The following is a 25923-nucleotide window of genomic DNA, read 5'->3' as shown; positions in this document are numbered from 1 at the left end:
TTAGATGGTGCAACCTGCAAATTCCTCGATGCCGTTCAACCTTGCCGCAAGGTTTTCCATGTCTTGGTTGAGCTTCTCTTTGGTGATTTTCGCGTATATCTGTGTCGTCTTTATGCTCTTGTGTCCCAGCATGGAACTCACCGTTTCGATGGGTACGCCGTTGGAGAGGAACACCGTCGTGGCTGCCGTGTGGCGGCTCTGATGCCACGTGATATGCTTGGTGATGCCGCAACGCTTGGCGACGGAACGGATTCCGGCAAGGCACGTGTTGTAGTGGGGAACGGGGAAAATCCTGCCGTTCCCGCACAGACCCCGGTATTTGTCGATGATGCGCTTTGCGATGTCGAGCAGGCGGATATTGGACACCACGCCCGTCTTCTGGCGGTTGATGTTTATCCACTCGTGTTCGTCGAAGTAGGTGTGGATGTTCTCTTCCGTCAGGTTGCGCATGTCGGCGAACGACAAGCCGGTGAAGGCGCAGAACAGGTAGAGGTCGCGGTAAAGCTCCTGCTTGGCGTTTTTCAGCCTGCCCTCCATCAGCAGCCGGATTTCCTCTTTCGTCAGGAAACTGCGCACAGTTTCCTCCTTCTTGATTTCGTACTCCCGGAACGGGTCGCGTGTGAGCCACTCGTTGTTGATAGCGATGAACACCATCGTCCGCAAAGGGCAGACATACAGCCACACGGTGTTGGTGCAGCAGTGCTTGTCCGTGCGCAGGAACATCTCGAAGTCGGAGATGAAGGCGGGCGTAAGCTCTTTCAGCGCGATGTCCTTCACGCGGTAGCGGATGGAGAGGAACTCTTGCAGGTGCTTGTAAACGGTCTTGTATTTCAAGAGTGTACCTTTGGCTTTCATGCCGGCCTCCACCTGTTTCTCGTAGTCCTCGTTGTGCTGGCGGAACACCTGCATCAGCGTGTGGTAGCGGTGTTCCAGTCCGAGAAAGGCGTTCTTGACCTTCTCTGCCGTGACAAAGTTGTCACGCTCCATGATTTCCTGATAATGTCTGTTGATGCGTACACGCATCTTGTCGAGCATGCGGTTCGTTTCGAGTGCCGCCGTGCTTCTGCCCGTGACACGTCCCCCTTTGGTGTCCCACAGCTTGGGATCGACGGTCAGTTTGCAGCTGAACTGCATCTGGGTGCCGTCCACCGTGATGCGTCCCATGACGGGTACTGTCCCGTCCTTTTTCACTACCTGACGCTTGAGGTAGTAGATTACTGAAAATGTACTCTTCATCGTCCTTAATTTTTTTAGGTTCAAAATTAGTTGGTGAAGAGTCCGTTGTCGGTACGCAAAACGGGGAGGAACGGCGCAATCTTTTTCCGTAACCGGATTTGTTGCGTGGGTTGTCAGTAACTCACTAATCCTTAACGCCTTGTTTCGCTATCCGTGTCCGTTTGTCGCCCTTTCGGGCATGGTTACGGACAAGTAACGTAGCGGCGTCCTGATTTGGCTTCAGCGGTGATTGCGATGGCTTCACGAATAATCGGAAGCACGACTGAAACCCTTGTAACTCAATTCTATCACTATTTCTTTCCGCATTTCACTTTTTTGTAGTAACTTTGTTGCTGCATTATAACATTGAATTAGATAAAAGCGGCTCTGACATTTCTCGATTATGCTTCATGTCTGCAGATGAAAAAATAAGAATAAAAAATGAAGCAGAACCATTTATAGTCAGATTAAGCTCTGAAATAGCAGTTAATAAACGAGAAAAAGCTATAACCGTCAATAATGTAGAAATGAAAAATTGGAATGAGATATATGGGAAGGCTACCCATTACACAAATAACAAATTGTATAAGAATGAATTGTTATATATTTACCGCAAATTAAAAAAACGAGGTCTTAGCATAACAGATTCATGGGAAAACTGGGTAAAAGTAGCTTTCTCTATAGCTTCAACTATTCATCCAGAAAAAGGTCGTGAACTATTTCTAAATTTTTGTAGATTAGATGGTGTGAAACATGATGAAGGAAAAAGTGAACATCTAATATGGGATGCTTATTGTAAAAATCAAGGTAAATGTAGTATTAGTACAATAATATACTTGGCTAAGCAAAAAGGTGTCGTGCTGGACAGATAAGACTGTAGACTTCTACGGTATGTTTTGACATGAAAACTGAATAGAGGTACATACCATCATGTCGTAAGAATGCGATTATCTTCTGAATCTTACTTATATTATGAATAGTATATTCATATACGTTTGTCTTAGTAATATCTTTTTCTTATGCCAAGTATTTTTATTAACAGAGACAAAGTTGTTTTTCTTCTTATAAAAGAACGTTGTAAATTAGCAGACAAACAGTCTCGCATTGATCAAAAGAATGAATTTATAACAAGACGTGGAATTCCCAATAAAGGAAATAGTTTTATATCAAACAGTATTTATAATATTTTTCCACCAAGAGCGAAATGGTGTAGTATTGGAAATACTGAACAAAGAATCAAACTTAATTCCATTGAAAGGAATGAATTAAGATTAAAATATACATATTTGAAAGCTAAAAAACGAAAGTGCAAAGATGAGTGGTATATTAAATTGTGTAATTACGCAGATTACATAGTAAAAATATCAGATAATATGTCTGGTATTATAAATCCGCCTACAGTTACTGTAATTGAAAAAAAAAGAGACGATAAAACCAATACGATTATTTATCGTCCTGTCTGCTCATTTCCCAGAGAAATAAAAATCATATTTTCTTTATTAAATAAATACTTAACAAAAGTATTAGATAAAGAATTTTATGGTTGTTCATATGCATTTAGAGCTGTAAAAAGGAAATATGAACTTCAACATTTGAATGCAGTAATTGACATTCAGCAATACAGAAAAAATCATAGCGGACTTCCTCTTTATGTGGCAGAATGTGATATGCAAAAATTTTATGACACCATAGATCATAATATAATTAAACAACGTTTCTCGACGCTTCTGAATAATGTCGTTAAAACAAAATCGATATTAAAAGAAGATGTAAAAAAAATAAAAAGCATATTTTATACATATGTAGATTGTTTTGACTTTAGAAAAGATATTTTCATTCATAACAAAAAGTCTTCTAATGACATATTTTGGCATAAAAAGAATTCTGACAAATTATGGAAATGTAAAATTGAATGGGTGTCAGAATTAGAACATGCAAAGAAATTCCAAAGACGAAAAAAAGTTGGAGTTCCACAAGGTGGTGCACTTTCTGGTTTAATTGCAAATATTGTTATGCATTATGTAGATGTAGCTGTGCATAAATCCATAGAAGGGAGCGATACTCTTTATTGCCGCTTTTGTGACGATATGATATTGATAGGTGTTGATAAAAATAAAGTAATGGAAACATTTAATATATATCAAAATGCAATTCATAATTCAAAATTGTTTTCACACAATCCAGAAGCATTCAAATTAAAAAAAATGAAAGATTTTTGGAATGGTAAAACTAGAGGACCATATGAATGGAATGAAAGAGGAGAAAATGTTTTTCCTTGGATAACTTTTGTTGGCTTTGACATTAATTGGTGTGGAAACTTACGTATACGAAGAGCATCGTTTAAGAAGCACATAGCAAAACAATATAATGTTGCCTCTGACCTATTACTCCCGTATAAAAATGGGAAAATACCAAGATATAGCATGGGAACCATTAAATTAAGCCTTATTAACAGACTTATTTGTATGAGTGTTGGACGGATTAAAATATGGAACTATAAATCATTTGATAATAACTGTAGTTGGATTAAGGCTTTTTCTATTTTAGATAAGAATCAATGGTCAGTTAAGCAAATGAAATGTTTAGATAAGCATCGAGGTGTCATAATTAATAGAGCATCAAAACAACTAAAATGTTTGGAGTGTCCATCAAATACAAAAAGTAATATAATGGATGATTTTACTAATCGTTATATGTATTTTGGGGGGGCCATTTAGTTATTATGGGCAATGCTTTATATATAAATAAACTCTTTGAAAATATTCTTCTATCATATGACTATACCATTCTATAACATGAAAATATGCATCAAATGATGTAAACTAGACTGACTATCCAAAATTTAGAATAGTGTATGCCCATAATTAGTCGTTCCTTAAAAAGCGATTCACGAATTGATAATCAGTAAAGTAGTTCTTGATTTCCTTTGATATATCTGCAAGTTTTTGTAACTTTAAGTTCTAAAACTTGCAGATTATATGATTAATAAAACTATATCAAGTCCCTCTTTATTCAGTTCTTTGTCCGACCAGTTGAACCAGAAACATCCCTTGTACATCCTTGCGGATAAAATCAGTTGGTCTCGTTTTGAAGAATCCTTCACTCCGTTGTATTGTGCCGATAACGGACGTCCTGCCAAGCCTATCCGTCTGATGTGCGGCTTGCTGATTCTAAAGCACGTACGGAATCTTTCCGATGAGTCAGTTGTTGAGCAGTGGAGCGAGAATGCTTATTACCAGTACTTTTGCGGCATGTCGGAGTTTACTCCATCTTATCCATGCAATGCGAGCGAGCTTGTTCATTTCCGCAAGCGTATCGGTGAGCAGGGTATGGAGCTTATTCTGGCAGAAAGTATCCGTGTCAATCAGGAAAATGACGACAATGACCATTACGACACTGCTTTCATCGACTCCACCGTACAAGAAAAGAACGTGACTTATCCCACTGATGAGAAGCTGCATAAAAAGATAATCCGTAAGGTTATGTCCATTGTAAGGTCGTTGAACCTTCCGTTGCGTCAGAGCTATACGTTTGTGCTTAAAAGGATTTACCGTGACCAACGTTTCCGCAACCATCCGAAGAATCGTGCGAAAGCCTTAAAGGCAGACAAGAAACTGCGGACAATAGCCGGACGATTGGTAAGGGAGCTCAGACGCAACCTGAAAGAAAACCATGAATACGACAAGCAGCTCATTCTGTTTGAACGGGTACTTTCACAGAAACGCAATTCCAAGGAAAAGATTTATTCACTGCACGAGCCTGAGGTGCAGTGCATAAGCAAAGGCAAGGAGCATAAGAAGTATGAGTTCGGGAACAAGGTTTCCATCATCCGCTCTCTGACAGGTATAATCTTAGGAGCCGGCTCGTTCCGCAACGAATACGACGGACATACAATAGAAAAATCCCTTTTGCAGGTTGAAAGAATAACAGGACGTAAAATAAAGAAATTGGCAGGAGACAGGGGGTACAGGGGAAAGAAGGAAGTAAACGGTACTCAAATACTAATCCCTGATGTTCCCAACCGAAAAGACAGCTACTATATTCGCAAAAAGAAACACCGCATCTTCTGCAAGCGAGCCGGAATCGAGCCGACAATCGGGCACCTGAAATCAGAATGTCGCCTGGGACGCAACTTTTATAAAGGTATCTTCGGAGATGTAGTCAATGTACTGTTGGCTGCGGCTGCATATAACTTCAAAAGAGCCATGAGGGTTCTTTGGCGATTTATTGAAAAATTCTGCGGAATGCTGTTTAGTTACAATATCCCGCAGAAATGTGCTTTTTAAGGAACGACTACGTAAACGACGGAAGAATAGAAATTGATGACAACCGCATAGAAAATGCCATAAGACCTTTGGCTTTGGGAAGAAAGAACTATCTGTTCTGCGGCAACGACGCATCCGCATACAGGGCTGCCATCGTGTACTCACTGATTGCCACCTGCAAATCAGCAGAAGTAGACCCTAGAATCTGGATGGAAGATGTCCTGAGCAAAATTCCATATTATGAGAGGGATGAGAAGAATATGGAAGAACTTCTACCACGTAATTGGGCAAAATCCAATCAAACTTGTTCCGAATAGATACTATTAGTTCCGAATCGACTACGAATAGCACCGATTCGGAACTAATTCACAAAATTTGCAACGTGGTTTACCGAATGCTTACAAACTAAATCCAATTAAACTTGTTCCGAATCGGGATTACTCGCCCCCAATTCGGAACTGATTCTTCAAATTTGCAACGTAGTTTAATATAAGCTTTAAGTAAGGTTTTCTATTTACAGTCATTTAGCACAAATATGTTAAATTATTTCTGATTGTTGACTTAAATACTGTTTGTATAGTATAATAAAAATATTATCAATTAATACTATTATTGAAAATCTGAAAAAATAATTATGAAAATCATAGCCTGATTCAGCAAATGCATCTAAATCAGGTTTATTAAGTTGATAAGAAAGTGTATTATGAGCACAACGATTGCGATGTTTATACACAACCTCCATAAAAAAATCTTTTAGTGTTGACTGAAATAGTTGATATGTACCTGTACTATGAGGCGGCCTATTTTGACCAATTTGCTTTGGATCTATTATATGAATATAATTTAATTTATAGTAATTAAGTTCTTTATTCTGCCATTCACTAAATATAGAATTCTCATATAGTTGAATAATTCTATTTAAGATATCAGTTACAAAAACAGGATTGATTAGTATATTGGGTTCAAAAGACTCATTTTTTTCTTTTATAGCATCAAGCAAATCGTTATAAACACCATTTTTACATTTCCAATCAGAATATTCACCATAGTTTTTTTTATTCAAAAAGTCGTATCTATATTCGTAATTATGAGTAGCAATATCCCAACAAATGCATTTTAATTTTTGTTCCTGTGCACCTGTTAGTTTTAGGAATAATGATTGCATTACATATTCACAAAGTGGATACGATTCCATATTGTCTCTCATACCTCTACATGCCGATATAGCATTTTCCAAAATATCAAATAGAGGTGATAAAATAAAATCAGAATGTTTAGTCTTGTACATAATTACCATAAATTGCAATAGAAGTAGATAGACGAGAACGTACATAACCTAATCTATTTGAATTCTTAGAAAAAGATGAATCTGTTTTAGCATTATTTATACTAGCTTCAATTTCTTGCTTAAGAGTTATATTGCGTCCTTCCTCATTTAAACGAGATAAATCCTCCTTAATGTTTTTCCCTTTAAACACACAATAGTATATGATTCCAAATAACCAAAAATCAGCTTCATACCATGCAGAGAATGATTTTTTATCTTTTAAAGGCATAAATCGCTTAAGTTTTTGTATAGCTAAATACAAAATCTCAAATTTTTCTTGCCAATTATTATTGGGAAATATTTCACTGAAATTGAAGCCATTAAATTTGTTTACTCGATCTTCTTGCTCTATACCTAAAATAAAAGAGACATAGTCTGCATAATAGCTTTCCCGTGAACTATATGCAGAATACCCGACCATAACATCTTTTGCATCTAATCGAGTAGAAATGAAATATTGAGATAATATTGATAAATACCTGACGAAGTCAATTTTACATGGCTGTAAATCTTCTATAATCATCAATCCTCCTAATGCATCCTTACCATCATGACATTTACCTTCAAAGTAGTTAGTTAATTTAGAATCCTGATAATACAAAGATTTTCTACTATCCATTGCATCGAGTTTTTTCCCAAAATAGTTGATATTTCTAAATAGCTGTGAAAAGTTTTTTTGAATATCAGTTACTATTGTACTTTCTGGTATAACATAAGAAAATCCCAGATAGTTTTTTGAAAAAAACTCATCATCAAGATTTGTAAATATTGTATCTGTTAATGGTAAATATTTATCATTTTTAATAATTTCCATTATTATGGATGCTTTTGATTGTCCATATTTTAATAGTTCCGAAAAACGCCATAAAATTCCTGATTGAAAATTGGTATTTTCATCATTAGCGCTATCATCTTCTCCAGCCATTTGTTCTGTCTTAGAACTTTCAAATTTCTTTTTATCTGGGAAATAACCCAGATATGCGAGTAATAATGAAGTTAATCTTTGTTGACCATCTAATATTATATTTTGTTTGATTACTCCATCATTATATAGCGCTATTGTAACAGGTTGGACAAATTGACCATCCTTTAAAGATTGAATTAATCGTTTTACATCAGATTCTTGCCATACAAAATGCCTTTGGTAAGCTGGAAGAACGATATTACTTGTAAGCATTAATCTTATCCAATGTTTTAGCGTATATTCGCCATAATAAACTTTGTTTTTCATTTATCGAATTTTAATCTTATTTAACATAAAAAATAACAATTACAAAGAAGCAATTAAGACTATATCTGTGATTAGTGTAAATTATACAACTGGAGTTGACGCTCAAAAATAGGAAGAAACCGCTCCTGTTCGCTTTTAGCAATACCTAGTCGCGTAGCCAATAATCGCCATTCCTTGACTGCATTCAATACTTCACTAATGATTTGCTGAGCTGACTGTTTCTGGAGCATATATTCCTCACAAGAATTCAGCAATTCATTCAAATACGATTTATTTGTATAGCTGTTGATTAACAGACTCTGATACTCATTCTGCGTTGGATTCATATCGTAAGCCGGAGCCAAAGTCCACCCCCTGGCAGTTAGAAGAAAACCATGATTGCGGAAATGGTCATCGCTATTCCCAATGCAGATATTGAATGCAACTCTGCGATACAGTTCTTGCAGATTATCCTCCACATTAGTACAATTCTGAAGTATGAAATCGACAATATCCAGATAGCCATGGCCGGTATTAGCATTGTCACCATCATTCAAGCCCAAAAGAGTCATGGCTGAAGCAAAATGTATGCGCTTACCGTTTTCCCTTCTGTCAAATCGTCGAGAAAGCAAAGTATGGTATTTGTCGCTAGTAGAGATTACTCTTGTATCCGCAGCATTGACACCAGCCTTCTTTGCCAACAGATGTGAGAAATGTTCCCAAAATCCAACGTCATAATCATCTTTGTGGGACGGAAACTTTGCTATATACAAAATCTTGTTTTCGTCAATTACACTTGCCTTTGGACGTGCTCCGCCAAGAGATGAACCAGGCTGTACCAGTTGAGCAATCCAACGCATTTCAGGTAACCTGTTCTCATCTTCACTTTTCTCTATTTCGGAACTAGCTGCAATCAATTCACGAATATCTGTTAGTGGTGGTATGCGCAGGACTTCGCTTACATTGATATACTCTCCATTTATAGACTCCTTGAATCGAAAAGCCCCCATGCGAGAAAAGTCCTCAATCCCGATAAGATAGTCGAATGAAGAAAGCCGACGTACCGGACGCTTTTCTTCCTTTGCAAGAATCTGCTCCCGACGATTTATCAATGTACGCCCCCACCTGTCTGGAAGGGCATCAGAAAAACATCCGAAAATATCCTTGTCTGGAGCTGTATATTGCTGCCCTGGATAGTTATTCAAATCATCACTAAGAAACAAACTACCATAATCCTTTAACCACTCATTACTATAACAAAATCCATAGCTGTCAGAGCCACGAAGTGATTCGTAACTCAGCTCTCCAATTAGTCTTGGTTCTTTCAACCAATCAAAATCAGCAAACACATAGAGTCTTTTCATATCTTATTCTTTTTTTGATGCCCTTTCCCTTTGTTTAAGACTTAAATCTTGTAATGCTTTTCCCATTGCATCTTCTTTTGCAAGCAGAAGAATATCATCATCTAATTGAAGCGCATAAAGCACCCTAAGATAAATGCCTATTGCCACCGTTGGTACACCTTTCTCTATGCGTGAAACCGTCAGAGGTGAACAGGTGGCACGTTCGGCGACTTGGGCAATACTAAGATTCCTGCGTAGTCTGGCCAGCCTGATCTGCTCACCTACTATCAGCATCTTCTGCTCCAATTTTCTTGGCAACTTGGTACCCATTGTACTTTTTGTCATAGCTCAACATATCATATAATATGCAAATATAGTAGTTTTACTTTATTTTATGATGTGTTACAGAGATAAATTTTTGAATTTATTCCTGTTGAAATCTGCTTTGGTCACATTATTGGGCGTTGGAGATATTAAATGCTACTATATTATTCATAAGGCTGATATTTTACAGATAACAAACAATATATTGTTCATAGAAAGATAGCAATAATTTGAACAGAAAAAGAAATAACACTTCCTTTTCTGTTCAGAATATTGCTACTTAGGCTATTTTTTTTAAATAGCGACCGCTGTCACATAAGTCTGTTGTTTATAACAATCACCGACAAACTGACCACACAGCAACTTGAACTGCCTCAAGGCTCTTATAACCGGAGAAAAAGCCATCAGTTCGACTAAAGTGATGCATCGCTATCAAATCTCTTCAACAACCTCAATATTCCGTTCAAAGGCTGCCCTTATCAAGAATGATATATTGGATAATAAGGCTGGTGAAATCTCGTTTCAGGACCCGATTTATGCCTATTGGTTGAAGACAGAATATTTCGCAAAATAATCATAATGTCCCCCCTTGTTTCAGAGCCATTTTTGTACCTTTTCTCATCAAAAAACGCCATTTTTCACAAGTTTTTGTACCGCACATTTTGATATTCAAGAAATTACACTTACTTTTACTTTCCAAAATGGAGGTACAAGCCGAGAATGGTGCTAAAAATCACTAACTTACACATTCTCAAATACTTGTCAATCTACTGGTTGTACCTTTTAGAGTGCTATACTATTGATAATCAACGATGTACACATACTGCATAGGCAAATTATGATCAGAAAAATATCTGTTACCAATGGCACCGATAGTAAGACCATCAAAAGAACTGAGCTTATAAAATAATCACCAAATGAATTTTTGATAAATATTAAGCAGATAAAAAAGTCAAATGTTCTATAAACACGAACACAATCAATGCATAGTAGTTCATAAACATCCTATCATCAAAAAATAATTAACAACGCATCAAAAAGTGTTATTAAAAGGAATAATTCCAATCGTACAAATTTTACTTATATTTATATAATAGCTGACCATTAAATTCGTTCAATAAAATATCATAAGAAAGTAAAATCATGTCATCTATAATAGAATATTTTTATAAAAAGCAACCTGTCAAGAGAAAATAACATATTATTCATGAAAATATCTTAGAGGATTAAATCAAAAAAGGGAACTATCATATTCTCTGGAAAAAATAACAGCTAATATACTACTCATAATCATAAAATACATAGTAGAAATAATTGCTAAAGACAGCTATATCATATAACTTTTCAGCCCATATTACCACATAGTACGAAATCCTTATCACACCATTTTTCACAATTTTGCGCCATAAAACTTGGCATTCTCCTGCAAGAGAACTATCTTTGGAACATGAAGGCAAAAAAGGAAACTTTGAAAGAAAATGTTCTGACCGATATTGACGAACTCATGGATTCCCTGTTCGGTAAACCCGGAACACCGGAACGTGAAAGATTCCGTGAAGAAGCCAGTATTTATGTGAACGGACATGCCAAAACTGAGGAATGTAGGAACTCCCAAAAGAAACGGGAATAACCGGCTTTTCCCGTCCGTTCCGGCGAGCCGGAGAACACTACCTCCGTAACGTCAAATTCTTCATGCAGATAGAAAGAGGTGGCTATTCAAAGGCCCTGCAACCAACTGCCTGATGTATCCGGTTGAATACTAATATCCTACAAGGTTCACCTGCAAATTATGTAGGAACTGAACCTATTTTTGTAAGCAATGTCGAACTATATAGGTTCAAACATCTGATAATAAACATATTACATACCATCCAATTACTCCTAGGCAGATTGGGGCTCTGGGTTCGGGCCCCAGGCGGATTTGAACCTCTCCCTATGACCCTAACAAATATCTGAAAATCACACATTTACTTTATTCCCCTCTTATATAGCGTTTTATTCAAAACTATTAATAATCAAGATATTAAAGTCCATTCAAAACCATAATCTATGTCTTATCCATGTCCTATGCACCCATTTGTGATATGGACACAATTAATATTTATTTCTTATGAGACATAGTTTTTCCATCTACTTCTATCTGAAGCGTAGAAAGCTTCAAAAAGACAGTAAGTCAACAATCATGCTCCGAATCATAGTCAACAACAAGGCCACAGATGTAAGCCTGAAAACGTCCATCCTGCATGAGCATTGGGACAAGCAGAACAGGCGTGTTTCCGACATGAATCCAGAAGCACACGACATCAATACATACCTGAACAAAGTAAGTTCCACATTGCAGCATCATTACCGACAGGCCCAAATGGAAGGGAAACATCTTACAGCAAGCATGCTGAAACAACGCTTCATGGCCACAGGATCCAACCCGCCTTCCCTTTTGGAGATATTTGACAAACAGGTGAAAGATGCGGACAGGCTGGCACATGCCGGACAAATCAGCATGTCCCATTCCAACAGACATAAACTGGTCTACAGGCGGCTTGAAGAGTTCTGCAAGAAAATGGGCAGACAAGATATGCCACTAGAACAGTTCAACCGGCAGATGATACACGAACTGGAACTTTTCTTCAGGACTGACTGCAGGCTGTCAATCAATACGACAGCCAAGATGATGAGTATGGTCAGAAAAGGAATCCTATGGGCATATCGGTGCGGAATTATTCTGACCAATCCGTTCTCGACCTACCGAATAAAGAAGGAGGAAAGCCAGAAACAATACCTGAACAGGCAGGAAATAATAAGGATAATGAACAAGCGGCTGGATATTCCCAGACTAGCTTCCATCCGTGACGCATTCATCTTCAGCTGCTTCACAGGCATCGCCTACTCAGACATCTGTCGGTTAAGAAAGGATCAAATCATCTCAGATTCTGACAAAAGCATGTATATCCATCTGTACAGGACCAAGACCAACCACCCCGCATTCATCCCTCTCCTTCCCCAAGCCAAGAAAATAGCAAGTTTTTACATAAGAAAAGGCGAATCGTAATACCTATTCCCGACCATCTCGAACCAGAAAAGTAACGCTTACCTTAAAGAGCTTGCCGACATCTGCCATATCAGAAAAAGGGTGACATTTCATTCATCAAGACATATAATTTACTATTACTTATTGAGAATAAGGAATTTACAAGATTTATTTTTTAGACAGGTAACGGTTTGGAAACGAGTAGACTTCTTCAAATCACCTGCTTTTGCATAAAATAAAAGAACACTTATTTCAGAATCAAAGATAGAAAAATTCTCTATCATAGCAAATAATATACTGAGAAAAATCTCGTGAAATAACGGATACAAGATTAACAATTAATATAAATGTTAATGATGCAAACTTCATTTTGTATATCCTTCAATCTATCTTGGTCTAATTTCAATTTTTTACCATTAACTACAACATAATTTTCTCCTAATTCACTTATATGGTTCGCATTAACAATACAATTCTCGCTAATAGTAATCATTTTATTTAGTGACATTAGTTGTTTTATTGCTTTTTTAATTGGGATACTTAAAGGGAAAGTCCTTTGCTCAGATACATAGACAACTGAAGTTTTATCGTCTCCTTCTGCATACAAAATTTCATTAGCTTCAACACAAGCATACCCTTCTTTATCTTCAATCATTGCATATCTTTTTCTATTAGTTTCCTTAATTGATTTGCTTCTTTCTGCTTTAATCTTACTTAAGATCACATTTTTCTGCCTCATTATTGAGTGTTTATTTTTCTGACTTTCTTCATATCCTATTCAAGATTAAATGCATACTGACTATATTAAGAATCGTAATCCAATGATAAATAGCTGAATATCTTTGATACAACATTTTGTTAAAGAAGCAATCTTCCATTATTGCTTAACCAGATTCTTACAATATTTTGCAGTATCTCGCGGAGTCGATTCCCTGTTACTCTACAAATGTAAAGCTTTATTTTGAAATACAAGAAGATGCTTTGTTTTTTTGCTCCACTATTAGAAGGCTAATACAGCTATTTCCCAAATCGTCCAGTATAATCACCAGGTGATTATTGGATTGAACGTAATATTATTAGAATTTTATCATATATTATTCTACCATTTACCTAATAAACCCTTTTTAGAGATTAATACTAATATGTTTCATATATAAATATTTTCTTTCAATACTTTACCACACATTTAATTCGATTTTACAATTCTCGTAAGTTAGGCTGCTTTCTACAATCTTGAAGTGGTTATTACCCTTGCGATGAGATTCAATACCTATAAATTAAACAGAGAATAATGCAAATGGTGTTGGATTGTTTATCCCAACCCCAAAAGGCGGGAATCAACCGATGCTTTGCATAGCAAAGCAGCAGGAGTGAACTTTGTCGTCAATTTGAACAAAATAATTAGCAATGGAATCGCAATGGTTTCAGTTCTATTCACCGAATATATTAATGCCAAATTACCGAAAAACATAAATCCAAATAACCGAATATTAGAATTTTCAATTACCTTTGTGGAAGTAAATAGTTTGATTTATGGATGGTTACAAACTTAGAATAATGGATAGCCTGCTTGAAAAGGCTTTGCAGGCAAAAGGAGCGGTGTTGATAGAAGGACCTAAATGGTGTGGTAAAACCACTTCAGCCAAGGAGATTGCAGCTAGCAAAATATTGTTAGCTCGAACTAATGTAAAAAATAATTTCAAAAGCCTGTTAGAAATAGATACAGATGCGGCATTGTCGGGAGATACACCAATACTTATTGACGAGTGGCAAACTGTACCTAAACTGTGGAATGCTATAAGATATACAATTGACCATCGCCGTAAAATGGGACAGTTTATATTAACAGGTTCTGCCGTTCCAGATAAAGATACCGAAAATGAGAGAAAATATTCAGGAACAGGTTGTTTTGCTTGTTTGACAATGCGTCCTATGACATTATTTGAATCGGGAGAATCAAACGGTAAAGTAAGTCTTGGAAATCTATTCACTACTCCTGATAAAATACTGGAGAAGAATGAACTTAGATTACAAGATATTGCATTCTTGATTTGCCGTGGTGGTTGGCCAATGGCTGTTGGGTTGCCCAATGTGGCGGCATTGAAACAGGCATTCGATTATTACGATGCAGTAACCAAAGAGGAAATAACTAAAGTAGACGGGGTAAAAAGAGCATCAGAGCGAGTACAACGTTTGATGAGAGCATATGCCCGACATCAGGGAACACAAGCATCAATTGCAACATTAAAGGAGGATTTAAAAAACAACGATACAGGCACACTTGATGATGATACAATAAGTTCTTATCTTAATGCTCTACGAAAGATTTTTGTTGTAGAAGATATGCCAGCTTGGAATCCAAATCTTCGTTCAAAGACAGCAATTCGTACTGCTGATACACGCTATTTTGTGGACCCATCTATCGCAACTGCAGCTTTAGGTTTGGGTCCAGCAGATTTAATGAGCGATTTAAAGACAATGGGATTCTTCTTTGAAGCTATGTGTGTAAGAGATTTGCGTGTATTTGCAGAAGCATTGAATGGAAAGGTATATCATTATCGTGATAAAAGTGGTTTAGAATGCGATGCGGTAGTACATCTTCGCAATGGCCAATATGGACTTATCGAAGTCAAACTCGGAGGCGAAACTTTGATAAATGAAGGAGTAGAAACTTTAACTTCATTAACCAACCAAATTGACACTGAACGCATGAAATCCCCTGCTTTCAAGATGATATTAACGGCAACAGGCGAACATGCTTATCGTCGTCCAGAAGATGGTATTTACATTGTTCCGATTGGATGTCTAAAGCAGTAATTTAAAGGTAACAAAAGATGGAAAAAATAAAAAACTTTGATATAATAATCAATAAATGTCTTTGGGAAATAAATCCAACTTCGACGACTCCCGATCTAGATAAGAACGACTTTTTATTATCTGTTATAAATGGTTTTGAAGAAGGGAAGTGGAGAAAAAACGAATTCCATAAGTTTGTGATGAACAATATAGCCCAAACTGGATTGTCTGCGGAAGATAGGGATAATCTTTATTCGGAATCTCCATACACAACAATAACAGAGTCTATTAAGAATCTTCGTTTAGTTGATAAAGACAATGGTAAAGGTAGTGAAATTGCAGAAATTGTTTTATATGGCATTATGCGTTATCACTATAATGCTCTTCCTGTTGTTCCAAAGATATTTTACAAGCAGAATCCTAAAGATAATGCGAAAGGAGCTGATAGTGTACATATTGTATTAGACGGGAAAGGGGATTTTACATTATGGTTAGGGGAAGCAAAGTTTTACAATGATATCACAGATGAAAGGTTGTATGAACCAATAAATTCTATCTTTGATACTATCAGTACTGATAAAATAAAGAAAGAAAATTCGATTATAACTAGCATAAAGGATTTAGAATATGTAATTACAGAGCCTACTGTAAGGAAAAATGTTCAAACAATACTTCGGCGAGAGACTCCTATTGACGAAATAAGGAAAAGGCTACATGTCCCAATTCTATTGCTTCACGAGTGTGATAAAACTTATAATGCAACAGGGTTAACAGACACTTACTTAGATGAAATTAAAGAGTACCATCTAAATCGTGCCATCCGCTTTTTTATGTCACAAAATAATCGGCAATTAAAAGAAAACATTTATGGCTATGAGGATATACAATTTCATCTTATTCTTTTTCCTGTGCCCCAGAAGGATGAAATTGTGAATTGGTTTGTAGAACGAGCAAAACAAATTATTGAAGATGCATAATATTGAAATATTTGAAGAATGTGCTAAAATAAATAGATTGATAGAAAACAGCAATAAGGCGGAAGCACGTTCTTTAGTGATTAATTTATTGGATAAATTACAGAAAGAACAAATTGAGTATACCCCTCTTGTCAATCATTTGATAAGAGAGGTAGGGCTATATCCATATATAGATTGTAATACAGCATTATGGGAAGACCAAGTTGTCGTAGAAGCCTTTAAGGCCAATGTGGGTGAAGAAAAACCAGTTACACTACATAGTGCTCAATCTCGTGTACTAAAACGACTTTTAGCCGGAGATAATATTGCAGTAAGTGCACCCACTAGTTTTGGTAAAAGTTTTATTATAGATGCTTTTATCGCTATCCGTAAGCCTGAAAATGTTGTTATTATTGTTCCAACAATTGCTCTTGCTGATGAAACACGTCGTCGAATTGAGCACAAATTCTCCCTTTATTATAAGATAATTACTACAACTGATGCGACATTGGCAGAGAGAAACATCTTCATTTTTCCACAAGAACGCTGTTTTGCTTATATTGGCAAATTAGAAAGTATTGATATGCTCATTGTGGATGAATTCTATAAAGTAAGTTCTATGTTTGATGATGAAAGGAGCTCATCACTATTAAGTGCTATTATTGAATTAGGAAAGATATCTCGTCAGAAATATTATTTGGCCCCTAATATTCATAAAATTGCAGATAATGTTTTTACTCAAGGGATGCAATTTATGAGACTAGTAGACTTTAAAACGGTAATCACAAAATCAGCCAAAATATATGAAAGATTAAAGAACGGAGAAAATCGAGATGAGTTTAAAAAACGTTATCTTGTTAACATCTTACAAAAAAACAAATCAAAGACATTGATTTATGCTGGTAGTTATGGCAATATCAATAAAGTTGCAGATATTCTTGCTAATAGTTTGACTCCTAAAAAGACGACACTACTTAAAGATTTTAATGATTGGCTTAAAATAAATTATGGTCAAGACTTCTCATTGTGTAAACTTTGTGAAAGAGGTGTTGGTGTACATAATGGTAAGATGCATAGGTCATTGAGTCAAATACAAATTAAATTATTTGAAGTAGACAATGGTCTAGATACAGTTATCTCTACATCTTCTATAATAGAAGGGGTAAACACACAAGCTGAACAAGTCATAGTATGGTCTAATAAAAATGGTTCTAACAAGTTTGATTATTTTACATATAGGAATATAATTGGACGAGCAGGCCGTATGTTTAAATATTTCATAGGAAAAGTTTACCTTCTCGAAGAGCCTCCTGCACAAGAAGATACTACCTTAAAGATTGATTTTCCTGAAGAAGTTGTTGAAGCTTTAGATTCGGAAAATCCAGGTATAGAGATCAATCAAGAGCAAAATAATAAAATCAAAGACTATGAGTCATATATGACAGATACATTAGGTGTTGATAATTTTAATCAGATAAGAAAGCTCCCATTGTATAAGTCATGCGATCCGCGTATTCTAAAACGATTAGTTGAGAAACTTAAAGCTAATCCTAATTGGCCCAATGGGTATTCTGCATTAGCTTTACCGAACACATATAATTGGCGCGAACCTATAATGGATGTTATAAGTCTACTTGGTGATAATATGGCTCGTCTTATTAAGATTGCTATTTGGAAGATGCCTGATAATTGGAAACGTTCTATTGCTGATATATACTCTGAACTTTCTGATATTAGTTACGAAGACCTATTTTCAGCAGAACGATACTTATCGTATAATTTATGTTCTACGCTTTCTATTATAAATGTATTAAAAAAATTATTATATCCCGAGTCTCCAGACATATCTGGATTCATAGGTAGAGCTGCAAATGCATTTTTACCCAAACTTGTATATCAATTAGAAGAATATGGATTACCGAGGATGATTTGTAGAAAAATTCAAAATTCAGGTTTGATTAATTTTGAAGATGAATCAATAGAAATATCAGAAATTATTAATCAGTTTAATATTATCGGTCAAGAAAAACTTCTTGAAAATTTGAAAGACATTTTGCCATTTGATAAATTTATTATTAATTATTTTTACGAAGGAATAAGTTAAAAATAAGAAATCAACAAGGCGCAATAAACGTTACTCAGAAAGCATTGGTTAAAATTATAAATTATGTGTTCAAATAATATAGAAAACACCCAAGAATCTTATATACAAGTTCTACAAGCTAAGCATGGGGACGCACTCATTTTGTGTTGTAACAAATCTGATAAAAGAGGAGTCATAGTTATTGATGGAGGACCTTCTCCTAATCCACGTTTTAACCCTTTTGTAAAAGAAGTGGAGAACTGTCTTCCAATTGATTTAATGATATTAACCCATTTTGACGATGATCATCTAGTTGGAATAAAAAACTTTATCGAGAGACATCAAAATGATGTTCCTTTTCCCGTTAAAAGAATCTGGGCGAACTGTGCAAAGCATGTTGATTTTGACACTTCAGAAAACTTGTCTTCTAACAAAGCAAGCAAGATGGCTGATGTCCTATGTGCAATATCGCAAAAATCAGAACTTGATTGGGAATCATACCGGTTGGATGGATTTGTGGATGATACTATAACTTTTGCCGATATAGATATTATCAATCCTCGAAAAGAATTATTTAAGTATTTTATTGATAATTATAAGAAAGAATGTAATTTTAGAGACTCTGAAGAGAATTTATCAAATAGGAAAAACTCGAATTTAGATATCTACATAGATATGCATGAATTGGCACAACGTGGTAAAACTTTAGGCAATCAAAATAAACCTTCAGAACTTGTAAATATGGTTTCGTTAAGTATGTTAATACGTTGTGACGCATTTAGCATATTAATATTAGGGGATAGCTTTCCGCAAGAAATATACATGTCTCTTATTGAAAGAGGATACAGTAAAGAACATAAGTTGCAAGTAGATTTCATAAAGATGTCTCATCATGGCAGTGCTAATAATATCAGCAATGAGTTATTAGATATTATAGATTGTGATAAATTCATCATAAGTACTGATGGAAGTAAAGGTTATAAACATCCACATAGAGAAGCTATAGCGAATGTTTTATGCCATCCAGAAAGAGATTACTCTCGTACTATTCATTTTTATTTTAACTATCCGCTTAAAACTATAATTAATAATAGAGAAGAAGCTTTGTTTAATTTTGAGTTAGATAAATGTTTAAATTTTGAATATCATGAGCCGAAAGAAATTAATAGATTCATCTTGTTACCCTGATATAGATACACTTCAAGCATTATCTGTAAAGATTAACTGCATTAATGAGCATGAAGAAATTATTGAAAATGGAACAGGAACTTTGTTTGCAAATGACGGTTCTTATTATGTTATAACAGCAGCCCATTGTATTCTTAATAATACTACCAAAAGCTTCTATGATAAGAGATGTATTCAGATAAGTCTTCCTCATATATGCAAAACCTTTATAGAGGTGGATGAAGTTTTAGAGTTCAATTCTGATGATGATACAGATTTCGCTCTTTTATCTGTTAAACTAGATATTGATAGTTTCCCGATAAGCTTTGATTATGAAAATGATATTCAATTTTTAGGTAAAGACGAGTTTTGTACTAATACATGTTTCTATGGTTATACATCCTCAGAACCAACAGGGCGTATGTTTCGTGCCAGGATGGTATCTACAAACACATATGAAGTAGAAGAAAATACGATATCTGCAACGGGTGCAGATTTTTCTCGTGTAATGAAAGGAAGTTCGGGTAGTGGGATTTTTGTTGAATACGAGAACCGAATATTTTGTCTGGGCTATGTAAAAAGTCGTATGACAGAGACAGACAGATTAAACGACATTAAAATACGCAGAATACCTAGTGATATAAACAATAAGTTCTCGCATCCCATTCTGCTACATTCTATTCAACAGAAACAAGCACTAGAAGCGTCTCTTACTCCTCAATCTCATGTTGAGATTGAATACATAAATAAATGGAATGAGTTAAGCATCGCCTTATCTAAGAATGAAGATATTACCAGAATTCTTAATGATATTAGTGAATTAAAGATTCACTATCCATATGTAAAGTCAGTTATATATCAAGAACAAATAACAAATATCATATTAAGAAACAAGAATCAATGGAATGCTTGCGAACGACGTGCATTTATTTATGCATTACAAGATCGTGGACTATGGCCTGCTTTATTCGGAGAACTCCCTCAAGCTGGCGACTTCAATGATATTCCTGAATATAAGAACATGATGTTTCGTGCATCAACTTTTGCCTGTGGATTTACTGATGAAGCAAATATACCTGATAAAAATACAGATGAGGGTATGTACGATTTAGTTCTTTGTAAAGCATTTAAGTTTGAATTTGACAAGATGTTCGAACTGATTAATGCTTGGAAAGCTAATGGAATATGGGCTGTAAAAAAAGCACTACTTGTACATTTATTTATAAGAGATGAAGACACTCTGAATTCAGTAAAAATGTTTATCGAGAATAAAACGAATTCTGAAAACGAGAGATTTGTAGCCACTCTTATATATAATATTGCAAGCCAACAATTTCCACAACCATATAAATATACAGAATTTTGGGAACATGGTGTAGAGGAACCAAGTGAGATAATCTCATACATTGCAGCAAGAATTGATAAAACAAAAATACAGCCTCATATCTTTGGTACTCATTCTACGCAAATTTTTGGAAGTACAGATTCTACTTCTTTTCCTGAATCTATCAGATTGTTACAATATTTGGCAAATACAGGTTTAACAACAAAATTTGGTATTTATAGTATTGTAAATATAGAACATTGGATGAAGGCGTTTCGTCACTTGGTACACTTCATCCCTTACCCTACAGTTTATTATACATTGCAATATGCTGAAGAGAAAACTGTAAGATGGGCAGGTCAGATGATAGCATATAGTGATGATGATTTTTTAACCAGTGTTCGTCCAAACTTACTTAATACTTTATTAGGAGCTTTAAGAATTGAATGCACTCCTAGAAACTTATATGCAAGCATTTATTATATAACCCAAGAATTATATGTATCTGTTGAAGAAAGTATATGGTATGATGAATTTAGGAAATCTGTTTTAGATTATTTTGTTGGAGAAATAGATGCAGCAAATGTAAGTATGTCGGATGCTATCTATAAGAACTTATTTTCTGCTATTCAATGTGTTAAAGACCTTGAAAGAAGAAAGGAAATATTTATTCAATTAGCGAATAAAATGTCACAAAATCCGCATCTTATTAGTCGATTATTATGCAATGCATTGTTAGTAGATATAGAATTGGCAGCTACTCCAGAAGTAAAAGAATGTTTATGTTATATAATCGATCAAATTCCTATAGCTTGTTCGTATCATATTTTATACGAGTTTAATCGAATTAACACATTGACTGCAGAGCAAAGAACAGCAATAGACAGTAAAATATTAGCCGAACAATTATCATTTTCAAAAAGTGATTATATAGCCTTAGTTAATTTGAGTAATTTAGCTCTCTCTGAAAAAAGTATATCTAAGATAAAACAAATAGCTCTCTCTAATGACATATGGAATTGCGGTATCACAGATTCTTGTTATACAGCTCCAATGCCATCACACATTGAACTATTTGACGATAAAGTGATATGGTCAGAAGAAGAATGGCAATTTATTCGATTGAATATGGAACAAAATATAGAGCTCTTAGAAAGCAAAAAGATTAAAAGAGAGTCTTCAAATTTCTTCAATTCTATGTACCTTCATCTTCTTTCAGACATGAAATTATTTATACTACGATTACAAAAAACTAATGGATTTAATGTAGAAGATATACTTTATAGAGTTAATACTTTGGTTGAACAAATAAGTGGATATGAGAACCTTATAGAAGCCCTTTCGTCAGATGACTATAATGAAGTAAATGTTGCATTGGATTTATTGAATGTACAATTAAGAACAGATGATTTTAATAAACATATATCTGAGATTAATCTCATTATTAATAAAGTTGTTCTTAAACAATCTGCAAATATTGACAATTGCATTAGCTTTATCGCTTTTCTAATGCGACAATATCCAATAGAAATGAAAAAACATTTTGGAGATTTGCTATTGTGCTTATTGAAGAATTATGTTAATTATGATTTTGAAATTATGAATTTTAGAGTCCCAAATGTAAATCATAAACTAAGCCTTATTGCTCATTATATGAAACCTGAATTTGAGGATAAGAGTCATGTAAAATACTGGACTTCAGATACAGTTGTAAATCGTTTTGGAGATTACACAACTCTGCCCCAATAGTACTGTCATAACAATAGCCTGCAGAAATGCAGGTTATTGTTGTGTTTAGATGCTTTGTTCGATGATTTTTATATCATCCTTTGATAATTCATAAACTTGGTAAACAAACTCATCAATCTGCTTTTCAATTGTAGAGGTGTCTGCAAAATTATTTGTACACTTAGTTTCAATAATTTTTTTTACTAACTCGGAAATCTTCAATTGAGTATCTGAATCTATCAGCGGGATTGGGAAATTATCAACTTCGTAACCATTAACATTGCTATTAGTACTGAAACATCTAAAGAACCAATTTATGGTTTTAGAGTTTAAGAATCCCAATAAGCAATATAGGTCTATTGAGTCTGATGGCAATATATAATTGCATGAATTAGCCAAATAATATCCTTGAGGCACAATAGACATTACAAGTCTAATCTTGTCATTAGCACCTGTCATTCCTTGCATTGCAATTCTTTCATATTTGTGATGGGCAGATTTCTCAGTATTCCCATATTCTAACAAATATTTTTCTTCTTCGAGATAGTCTATTTGACCTTGGCTCATTTGATGAGTATAATAGTATCGTTGTATTGAAGCTCCCTTCAATATAACTGGGTTACTAATATTTGAGCCAAAGAATTTTTTGTGAAATGTTACATTTAACTCACCCTCTATACATTTCAATGATATTCCTTTTTTCTTCAATAACTTAATGACTGTTGTTTTGTATTCAGGTCTCAAACGTGGTATTGTATAATCAATATTATCAATTGCTATAATGTCATTAAGAGAGAAAGAAGTACTCAATCCTGATGATTTATGCTTGTCGTCCCATACAAATACAGGGAATACATAATCACTATCGACTTTAGTATTTTGTATTAATGATATACACACGCTCATCTTTACACTCTCAAAAACACGCTTTTTCTTACTATCTCGTTCAGGGAACGAATCAATTTTGATAATCTTGTCATTCTTGAGGATATACTTTCTCAAATTAGCAGCCTGTCTATCTCCTAAAAAAGAATTTTGGAAGATAAAACAATTTATGCCATTTGTAGATAGGAGTTTTTTTACAGCATTTGCGATAAAGAGTTTGTAGGCATTTAATTTACCCCCAAATGCAATCGTATAATCTTTATCACTACGTAAATCTGCAATCTCTCCAACATGTGATTCTTGATATAAAAAATACGGAGGATTGCCAATTACAATATCAAAACCATTTTTATCATCATCACGATTGAAAACATCGCTAAACCAAGTATGCCAAAGAAAGAATTTGTTATTCTCGGCAAGATTGATATCTTTGAGTCTGGCAAGAATAGTTGGGTCGTATGCCTGTGCCTCCAACTGTTTGTTGATAGTATCGGAAATTTCTTGTTGTAACTTCACCTTTCTATTGTGGTCGTTACAAGAGTAGTACGAAGATAGTAGATGCGATACAGTCTTTTGCAAGCGATTTTTTTCATCATCGAAGAGAGAAATCTCTCCTTTGTCTTTCTTGTATTCTTTTTCGTAAGTGAGTTTACTTAAATCCACCCCGATAAAACTCTCAATTAGCGAGTTGCCTTGCATAATCTTATAGTCGAGATTGGGCAATGGCGATGGTGCCTCTTCATCAACAACGATAGAGAGCCAGAATCGCAAACGGGCTATATCTACTGCACCTTTCTCAATATCTACACCATAGATATTGTTTTGGATAATGCTCTTTTTGATTTCGGCACGATCATAATGGTCGCCACTCAAAACCTCACGACAATGCAACAGTTCATTGAGCAAACCCATAGGAAATGCTCCCGAACCAATAGCAGGATCACAAATCTTAACATTTTCAAGTGCTGAAAGAAGTTTCGGTTTCTTATTCTCTGGAATATCCTTAACTCCCTCTTCTGGTGAAAGTACGAATTGACGAATCTTGTCTTTTGCTATACTTGTATTGGTTTCGAGGTAGGCAATAAGTGACTCCTGACACATATAGCGTACAATTTCTTTCGGTGTGTAGAATGCTCCTTTATCCTTGTTGTCTTCAAGCAAGTTTTCGAAGATTTTACCCAACATTTCTGGATCTACTCCCACTTCGGCATCGTTAGGGTCATTCTCGTCAATGGTAAAGTTGTATTCACTGAAGAATTGGAACAAACGTTTGAAGTAATCAGCTGGGAAACGACTTTCGGGTTCGTCTTCCTTATCACGCTCAAATAAACCACCATTTAGGTATGGAATATCTTTCCATTCATTAAGTAGCGATTTATCCCAATCGTAATCGGCAAACAGGGCTTCACGCTCGGCAGGTTTAGTGTTCAAGATACCGAAGAACAACGGTTCAAGCACTGAGTCGAGATAATCGTTCTTGTACAGTGAGTTCTCAAACATATTTTGCATATAGTTGAGGTCGCCACACATCCAACCTTTGCGTTGCAAGAAATGAAGGAAGGTGATGCGCCCCATCATCTTCTTTACGTAATCACGGATTTTCTTTTCGTTGTAGTCAAACGCTCCAATCAATGCAGCATTGGGCTCACTAAGTCTTTTCTCTTCCCACTTACTGCCCACCTTAACAAAACGCTTACCTGTAATATATTGGATAAAGTCGGCGTATTGCTCGCGATATCTGTCGAAGAACTCATCAGAAAGAGCTTCAACAGAGAATGCAGTTTTCAAATTTTCAAATGAAATACCTTTTTTCTTTAAGAAGTTGAAACGCTCAATAGGCGTTCTGTATAGTAAATCATCACTACCAAAAACGTATGTATATCGTTTAGGCGATGTCGCTTCTCCCTTGATATCACAAATAAATGACAAACGCCAATGGTCGCCACTATCAAATACCACCAATGCGGCATCAAACTCACCCCAAGTCGGATTAATGAATGACTTTACAAGATTGCGTAGCCCTACACGCCTGTTTGCGACCGAGCCTTTTGTAATATTGTAATGAAATAAACCGATACGATAACTGTCTGTAGTATCTATATTTCCCAAATAGTAACCATTATCAGAGGTGCTTCCAATGATCTTTTCTGGTCCTTCTTTCAATTCGGTTGCATTGAAAAAATATTGTAGGAAAGTGTACCACTGAGTCAGATTGAAAGATGATTGGAATAGTTTTCTCAAAATATCCGGTGTATATGTAGCTGCCATAAAA

The 25923-nt window shown here is 35.3% G+C and carries 19 protein-coding genes; 12 read left to right on the top strand and 7 right to left on the bottom strand.

Translation table 11 applies throughout. The annotated features are described in order from the left end of the window. On the bottom strand, nt 1–1236 hold the full coding sequence (locus BN4609_RS02780) for a site-specific integrase (RefSeq protein WP_015532459.1): 1236 nt from the start codon (nt 1234–1236) through the stop codon (nt 1–3). Nucleotides 1237–1625: 389 nt separating this feature from the next. Here BN4609_RS02780 and BN4609_RS02775 point away from each other — a divergent pair, with 389 nt between their 5' ends. From BN4609_RS02775 to BN4609_RS02760, 4 genes are all read left to right on the top strand, one after another. Next, a complete protein-coding gene (locus BN4609_RS02775) occupies nt 1626–2087 on the top strand; it encodes a PriCT-2 domain-containing protein (protein WP_068855217.1) in 462 nt (153 codons plus the stop codon). A gap of 147 nt (nt 2088–2234) precedes the next feature. Beyond that, the gene (locus BN4609_RS02770; protein ID WP_068855216.1) at nt 2235–3932 is read left to right on the top strand and encodes a reverse transcriptase domain-containing protein; all 1698 of its coding nucleotides are present in this window, start codon (nt 2235–2237) and stop codon (nt 3930–3932) included. A gap of 261 nt (nt 3933–4193) precedes the next feature. Further along, complete coding sequence (locus tag BN4609_RS02765; RefSeq protein ID WP_068855215.1) at nt 4194–5501, top strand: IS5 family transposase; 1308 nt, start codon at nt 4194–4196, stop codon at nt 5499–5501. Beyond that, nucleotides 5489–5797, top strand: a complete 309-nt coding sequence (locus BN4609_RS02760; protein ID WP_068855214.1) for an IS66 family transposase — start codon at nt 5489–5491, stop codon at nt 5795–5797. Before BN4609_RS02765 ends, BN4609_RS02760 begins: the two co-directional genes overlap by 13 nt. 221 nt (nt 5798–6018) lie before the next feature. On the opposite strand, the gene BN4609_RS02755 is transcribed toward BN4609_RS02760, so the two are convergent. From BN4609_RS02755 to BN4609_RS02740, 4 genes are all read right to left on the bottom strand, one after another. Further along, nucleotides 6019–6768: a hypothetical protein gene (locus BN4609_RS02755; protein WP_068855213.1), complete on the bottom strand. Its 750-nt coding sequence runs from the start codon at nt 6766–6768 to the stop codon at nt 6019–6021. Next, nucleotides 6755–8038, bottom strand: a complete 1284-nt coding sequence (locus tag BN4609_RS02750; RefSeq protein WP_068855212.1) for a DUF262 domain-containing protein — start codon at nt 8036–8038, stop codon at nt 6755–6757. The genes BN4609_RS02755 and BN4609_RS02750 overlap by 14 nt, the downstream gene beginning before the upstream one ends. A gap of 71 nt (nt 8039–8109) precedes the next feature. Then, nucleotides 8110–9381: a type II toxin-antitoxin system HipA family toxin gene (locus BN4609_RS02745; RefSeq protein ID WP_068855211.1), complete on the bottom strand. Its 1272-nt coding sequence runs from the start codon at nt 9379–9381 to the stop codon at nt 8110–8112. A 3-nt stretch (nt 9382–9384) separates the two neighbouring features. Then, nucleotides 9385–9705, bottom strand: coding sequence for a helix-turn-helix domain-containing protein (locus BN4609_RS02740; RefSeq protein WP_008674706.1), 321 nt, complete (start codon nt 9703–9705; stop codon nt 9385–9387). Nucleotides 9706–10105: 400 nt separating this feature from the next. Here BN4609_RS02740 and BN4609_RS17350 point away from each other — a divergent pair, with 400 nt between their 5' ends. The 3 genes from BN4609_RS17350 to BN4609_RS02725 all read left to right on the top strand — a co-directional run bounded on the left by BN4609_RS17350 (nt 10106) and on the right by BN4609_RS02725 (nt 12733). After that, nucleotides 10106–10258: a hypothetical protein gene (locus BN4609_RS17350; RefSeq protein ID WP_497706735.1), complete on the top strand. Its 153-nt coding sequence runs from the start codon at nt 10106–10108 to the stop codon at nt 10256–10258. Nucleotides 10259–11131: 873 nt separating this feature from the next. After that, nucleotides 11132–11314 (top strand): hypothetical protein, encoded by a 183-nt coding sequence (locus tag BN4609_RS02730; RefSeq protein ID WP_068855209.1) that lies wholly within the window; start codon nt 11132–11134, stop codon nt 11312–11314. Nucleotides 11315–11794: 480 nt separating this feature from the next. Next, entirely contained in the window at nt 11795–12733 is a 939-nt protein-coding gene (locus tag BN4609_RS02725) for a site-specific integrase (RefSeq protein ID WP_241033174.1), read from the top strand. A 310-nt stretch (nt 12734–13043) separates the two neighbouring features. Here the strand turns inward: BN4609_RS02725 and BN4609_RS02720 are convergent, their stop codons facing one another. Continuing rightward, nucleotides 13044–13451, bottom strand: coding sequence for a LytTR family transcriptional regulator DNA-binding domain-containing protein (locus tag BN4609_RS02720; protein ID WP_068855208.1), 408 nt, complete (start codon nt 13449–13451; stop codon nt 13044–13046). Nucleotides 13452–14245: 794 nt separating this feature from the next. Between BN4609_RS02720 and BN4609_RS02715 the strand changes: the two genes are divergently transcribed. The 5 genes from BN4609_RS02715 to BN4609_RS02695 all read left to right on the top strand — a co-directional run bounded on the left by BN4609_RS02715 (nt 14246) and on the right by BN4609_RS02695 (nt 22787). Then, on the top strand, nt 14246–15529 hold the full coding sequence (locus BN4609_RS02715) for an ATP-binding protein (protein ID WP_068855207.1): 1284 nt from the start codon (nt 14246–14248) through the stop codon (nt 15527–15529). A 17-nt stretch (nt 15530–15546) separates the two neighbouring features. Then, nucleotides 15547–16485, top strand: coding sequence for a HamA C-terminal domain-containing protein (locus tag BN4609_RS02710; RefSeq protein ID WP_068855206.1), 939 nt, complete (start codon nt 15547–15549; stop codon nt 16483–16485). Further along, on the top strand, nt 16478–18568 hold the full coding sequence (locus BN4609_RS02705) for a DEAD/DEAH box helicase (RefSeq protein WP_068855205.1): 2091 nt from the start codon (nt 16478–16480) through the stop codon (nt 18566–18568). Before BN4609_RS02710 ends, BN4609_RS02705 begins: the two co-directional genes overlap by 8 nt. A 63-nt stretch (nt 18569–18631) precedes the next feature. Further along, nucleotides 18632–19735 (top strand): ComEC/Rec2 family competence protein, encoded by a 1104-nt coding sequence (locus BN4609_RS02700; protein ID WP_068855204.1) that lies wholly within the window; start codon nt 18632–18634, stop codon nt 19733–19735. Further along, complete coding sequence (locus tag BN4609_RS02695) at nt 19695–22787, top strand: S1 family serine peptidase (RefSeq protein WP_164071555.1); 3093 nt, start codon at nt 19695–19697, stop codon at nt 22785–22787. Before BN4609_RS02700 ends, BN4609_RS02695 begins: the two co-directional genes overlap by 41 nt. Nucleotides 22788–22832: 45 nt before the next feature. Here BN4609_RS02695 and BN4609_RS02690 read toward each other — a convergent pair whose 3' ends face one another. After that, the gene (locus BN4609_RS02690; RefSeq protein WP_068855202.1) at nt 22833–25919 is read right to left on the bottom strand and encodes an Eco57I restriction-modification methylase domain-containing protein; all 3087 of its coding nucleotides are present in this window, start codon (nt 25917–25919) and stop codon (nt 22833–22835) included. Between the last annotated feature and the right edge of the window lie 4 nt (nt 25920–25923).

The organism is Leyella lascolaii, from assembly GCF_900079775.1.
Classification (GTDB): domain Bacteria; phylum Bacteroidota; class Bacteroidia; order Bacteroidales; family Bacteroidaceae; genus Prevotella; species Prevotella lascolaii.
Note: the sequence above shows the minus strand (reverse complement) of the source record. Positions and strands in the feature narration are given on the sequence as shown.

Coding starts and splice junctions, on each gene's coding strand:
- BN4609_RS02780 (WP_015532459.1), bottom strand. CDS start 1,236: ATGAAGAGTACATTTTCAGTAATCTACTACCTCAAGCGTCAGGTAGTG.
- BN4609_RS02775 (WP_068855217.1), top strand. CDS start 1,626: ATGTCTGCAGATGAAAAAATAAGAATAAAAAATGAAGCAGAACCATTT.
- BN4609_RS02770 (WP_068855216.1), top strand. CDS start 2,235: ATGCCAAGTATTTTTATTAACAGAGACAAAGTTGTTTTTCTTCTTATA.
- BN4609_RS02765 (WP_068855215.1), top strand. CDS start 4,194: ATGATTAATAAAACTATATCAAGTCCCTCTTTATTCAGTTCTTTGTCC.
- BN4609_RS02760 (WP_068855214.1), top strand. CDS start 5,489: ATGTGCTTTTTAAGGAACGACTACGTAAACGACGGAAGAATAGAAATT.
- BN4609_RS02755 (WP_068855213.1), bottom strand. CDS start 6,768: ATGTACAAGACTAAACATTCTGATTTTATTTTATCACCTCTATTTGAT.
- BN4609_RS02750 (WP_068855212.1), bottom strand. CDS start 8,038: ATGAAAAACAAAGTTTATTATGGCGAATATACGCTAAAACATTGGATA.
- BN4609_RS02745 (WP_068855211.1), bottom strand. CDS start 9,381: ATGAAAAGACTCTATGTGTTTGCTGATTTTGATTGGTTGAAAGAACCA.
- BN4609_RS02740 (WP_008674706.1), bottom strand. CDS start 9,705: ATGACAAAAAGTACAATGGGTACCAAGTTGCCAAGAAAATTGGAGCAG.
- BN4609_RS17350 (WP_497706735.1), top strand. CDS start 10,106: ATGCATCGCTATCAAATCTCTTCAACAACCTCAATATTCCGTTCAAAG.
- BN4609_RS02730 (WP_068855209.1), top strand. CDS start 11,132: ATGAAGGCAAAAAAGGAAACTTTGAAAGAAAATGTTCTGACCGATATT.
- BN4609_RS02725 (WP_241033174.1), top strand. CDS start 11,795: ATGAGACATAGTTTTTCCATCTACTTCTATCTGAAGCGTAGAAAGCTT.
- BN4609_RS02720 (WP_068855208.1), bottom strand. CDS start 13,451: ATGAGGCAGAAAAATGTGATCTTAAGTAAGATTAAAGCAGAAAGAAGC.
- BN4609_RS02715 (WP_068855207.1), top strand. CDS start 14,246: ATGGATGGTTACAAACTTAGAATAATGGATAGCCTGCTTGAAAAGGCT.
- BN4609_RS02710 (WP_068855206.1), top strand. CDS start 15,547: ATGGAAAAAATAAAAAACTTTGATATAATAATCAATAAATGTCTTTGG.
- BN4609_RS02705 (WP_068855205.1), top strand. CDS start 16,478: ATGCATAATATTGAAATATTTGAAGAATGTGCTAAAATAAATAGATTG.
- BN4609_RS02700 (WP_068855204.1), top strand. CDS start 18,632: ATGTGTTCAAATAATATAGAAAACACCCAAGAATCTTATATACAAGTT.
- BN4609_RS02695 (WP_164071555.1), top strand. CDS start 19,695: ATGAGCCGAAAGAAATTAATAGATTCATCTTGTTACCCTGATATAGAT.
- BN4609_RS02690 (WP_068855202.1), bottom strand. CDS start 25,919: ATGGCAGCTACATATACACCGGATATTTTGAGAAAACTATTCCAATCA.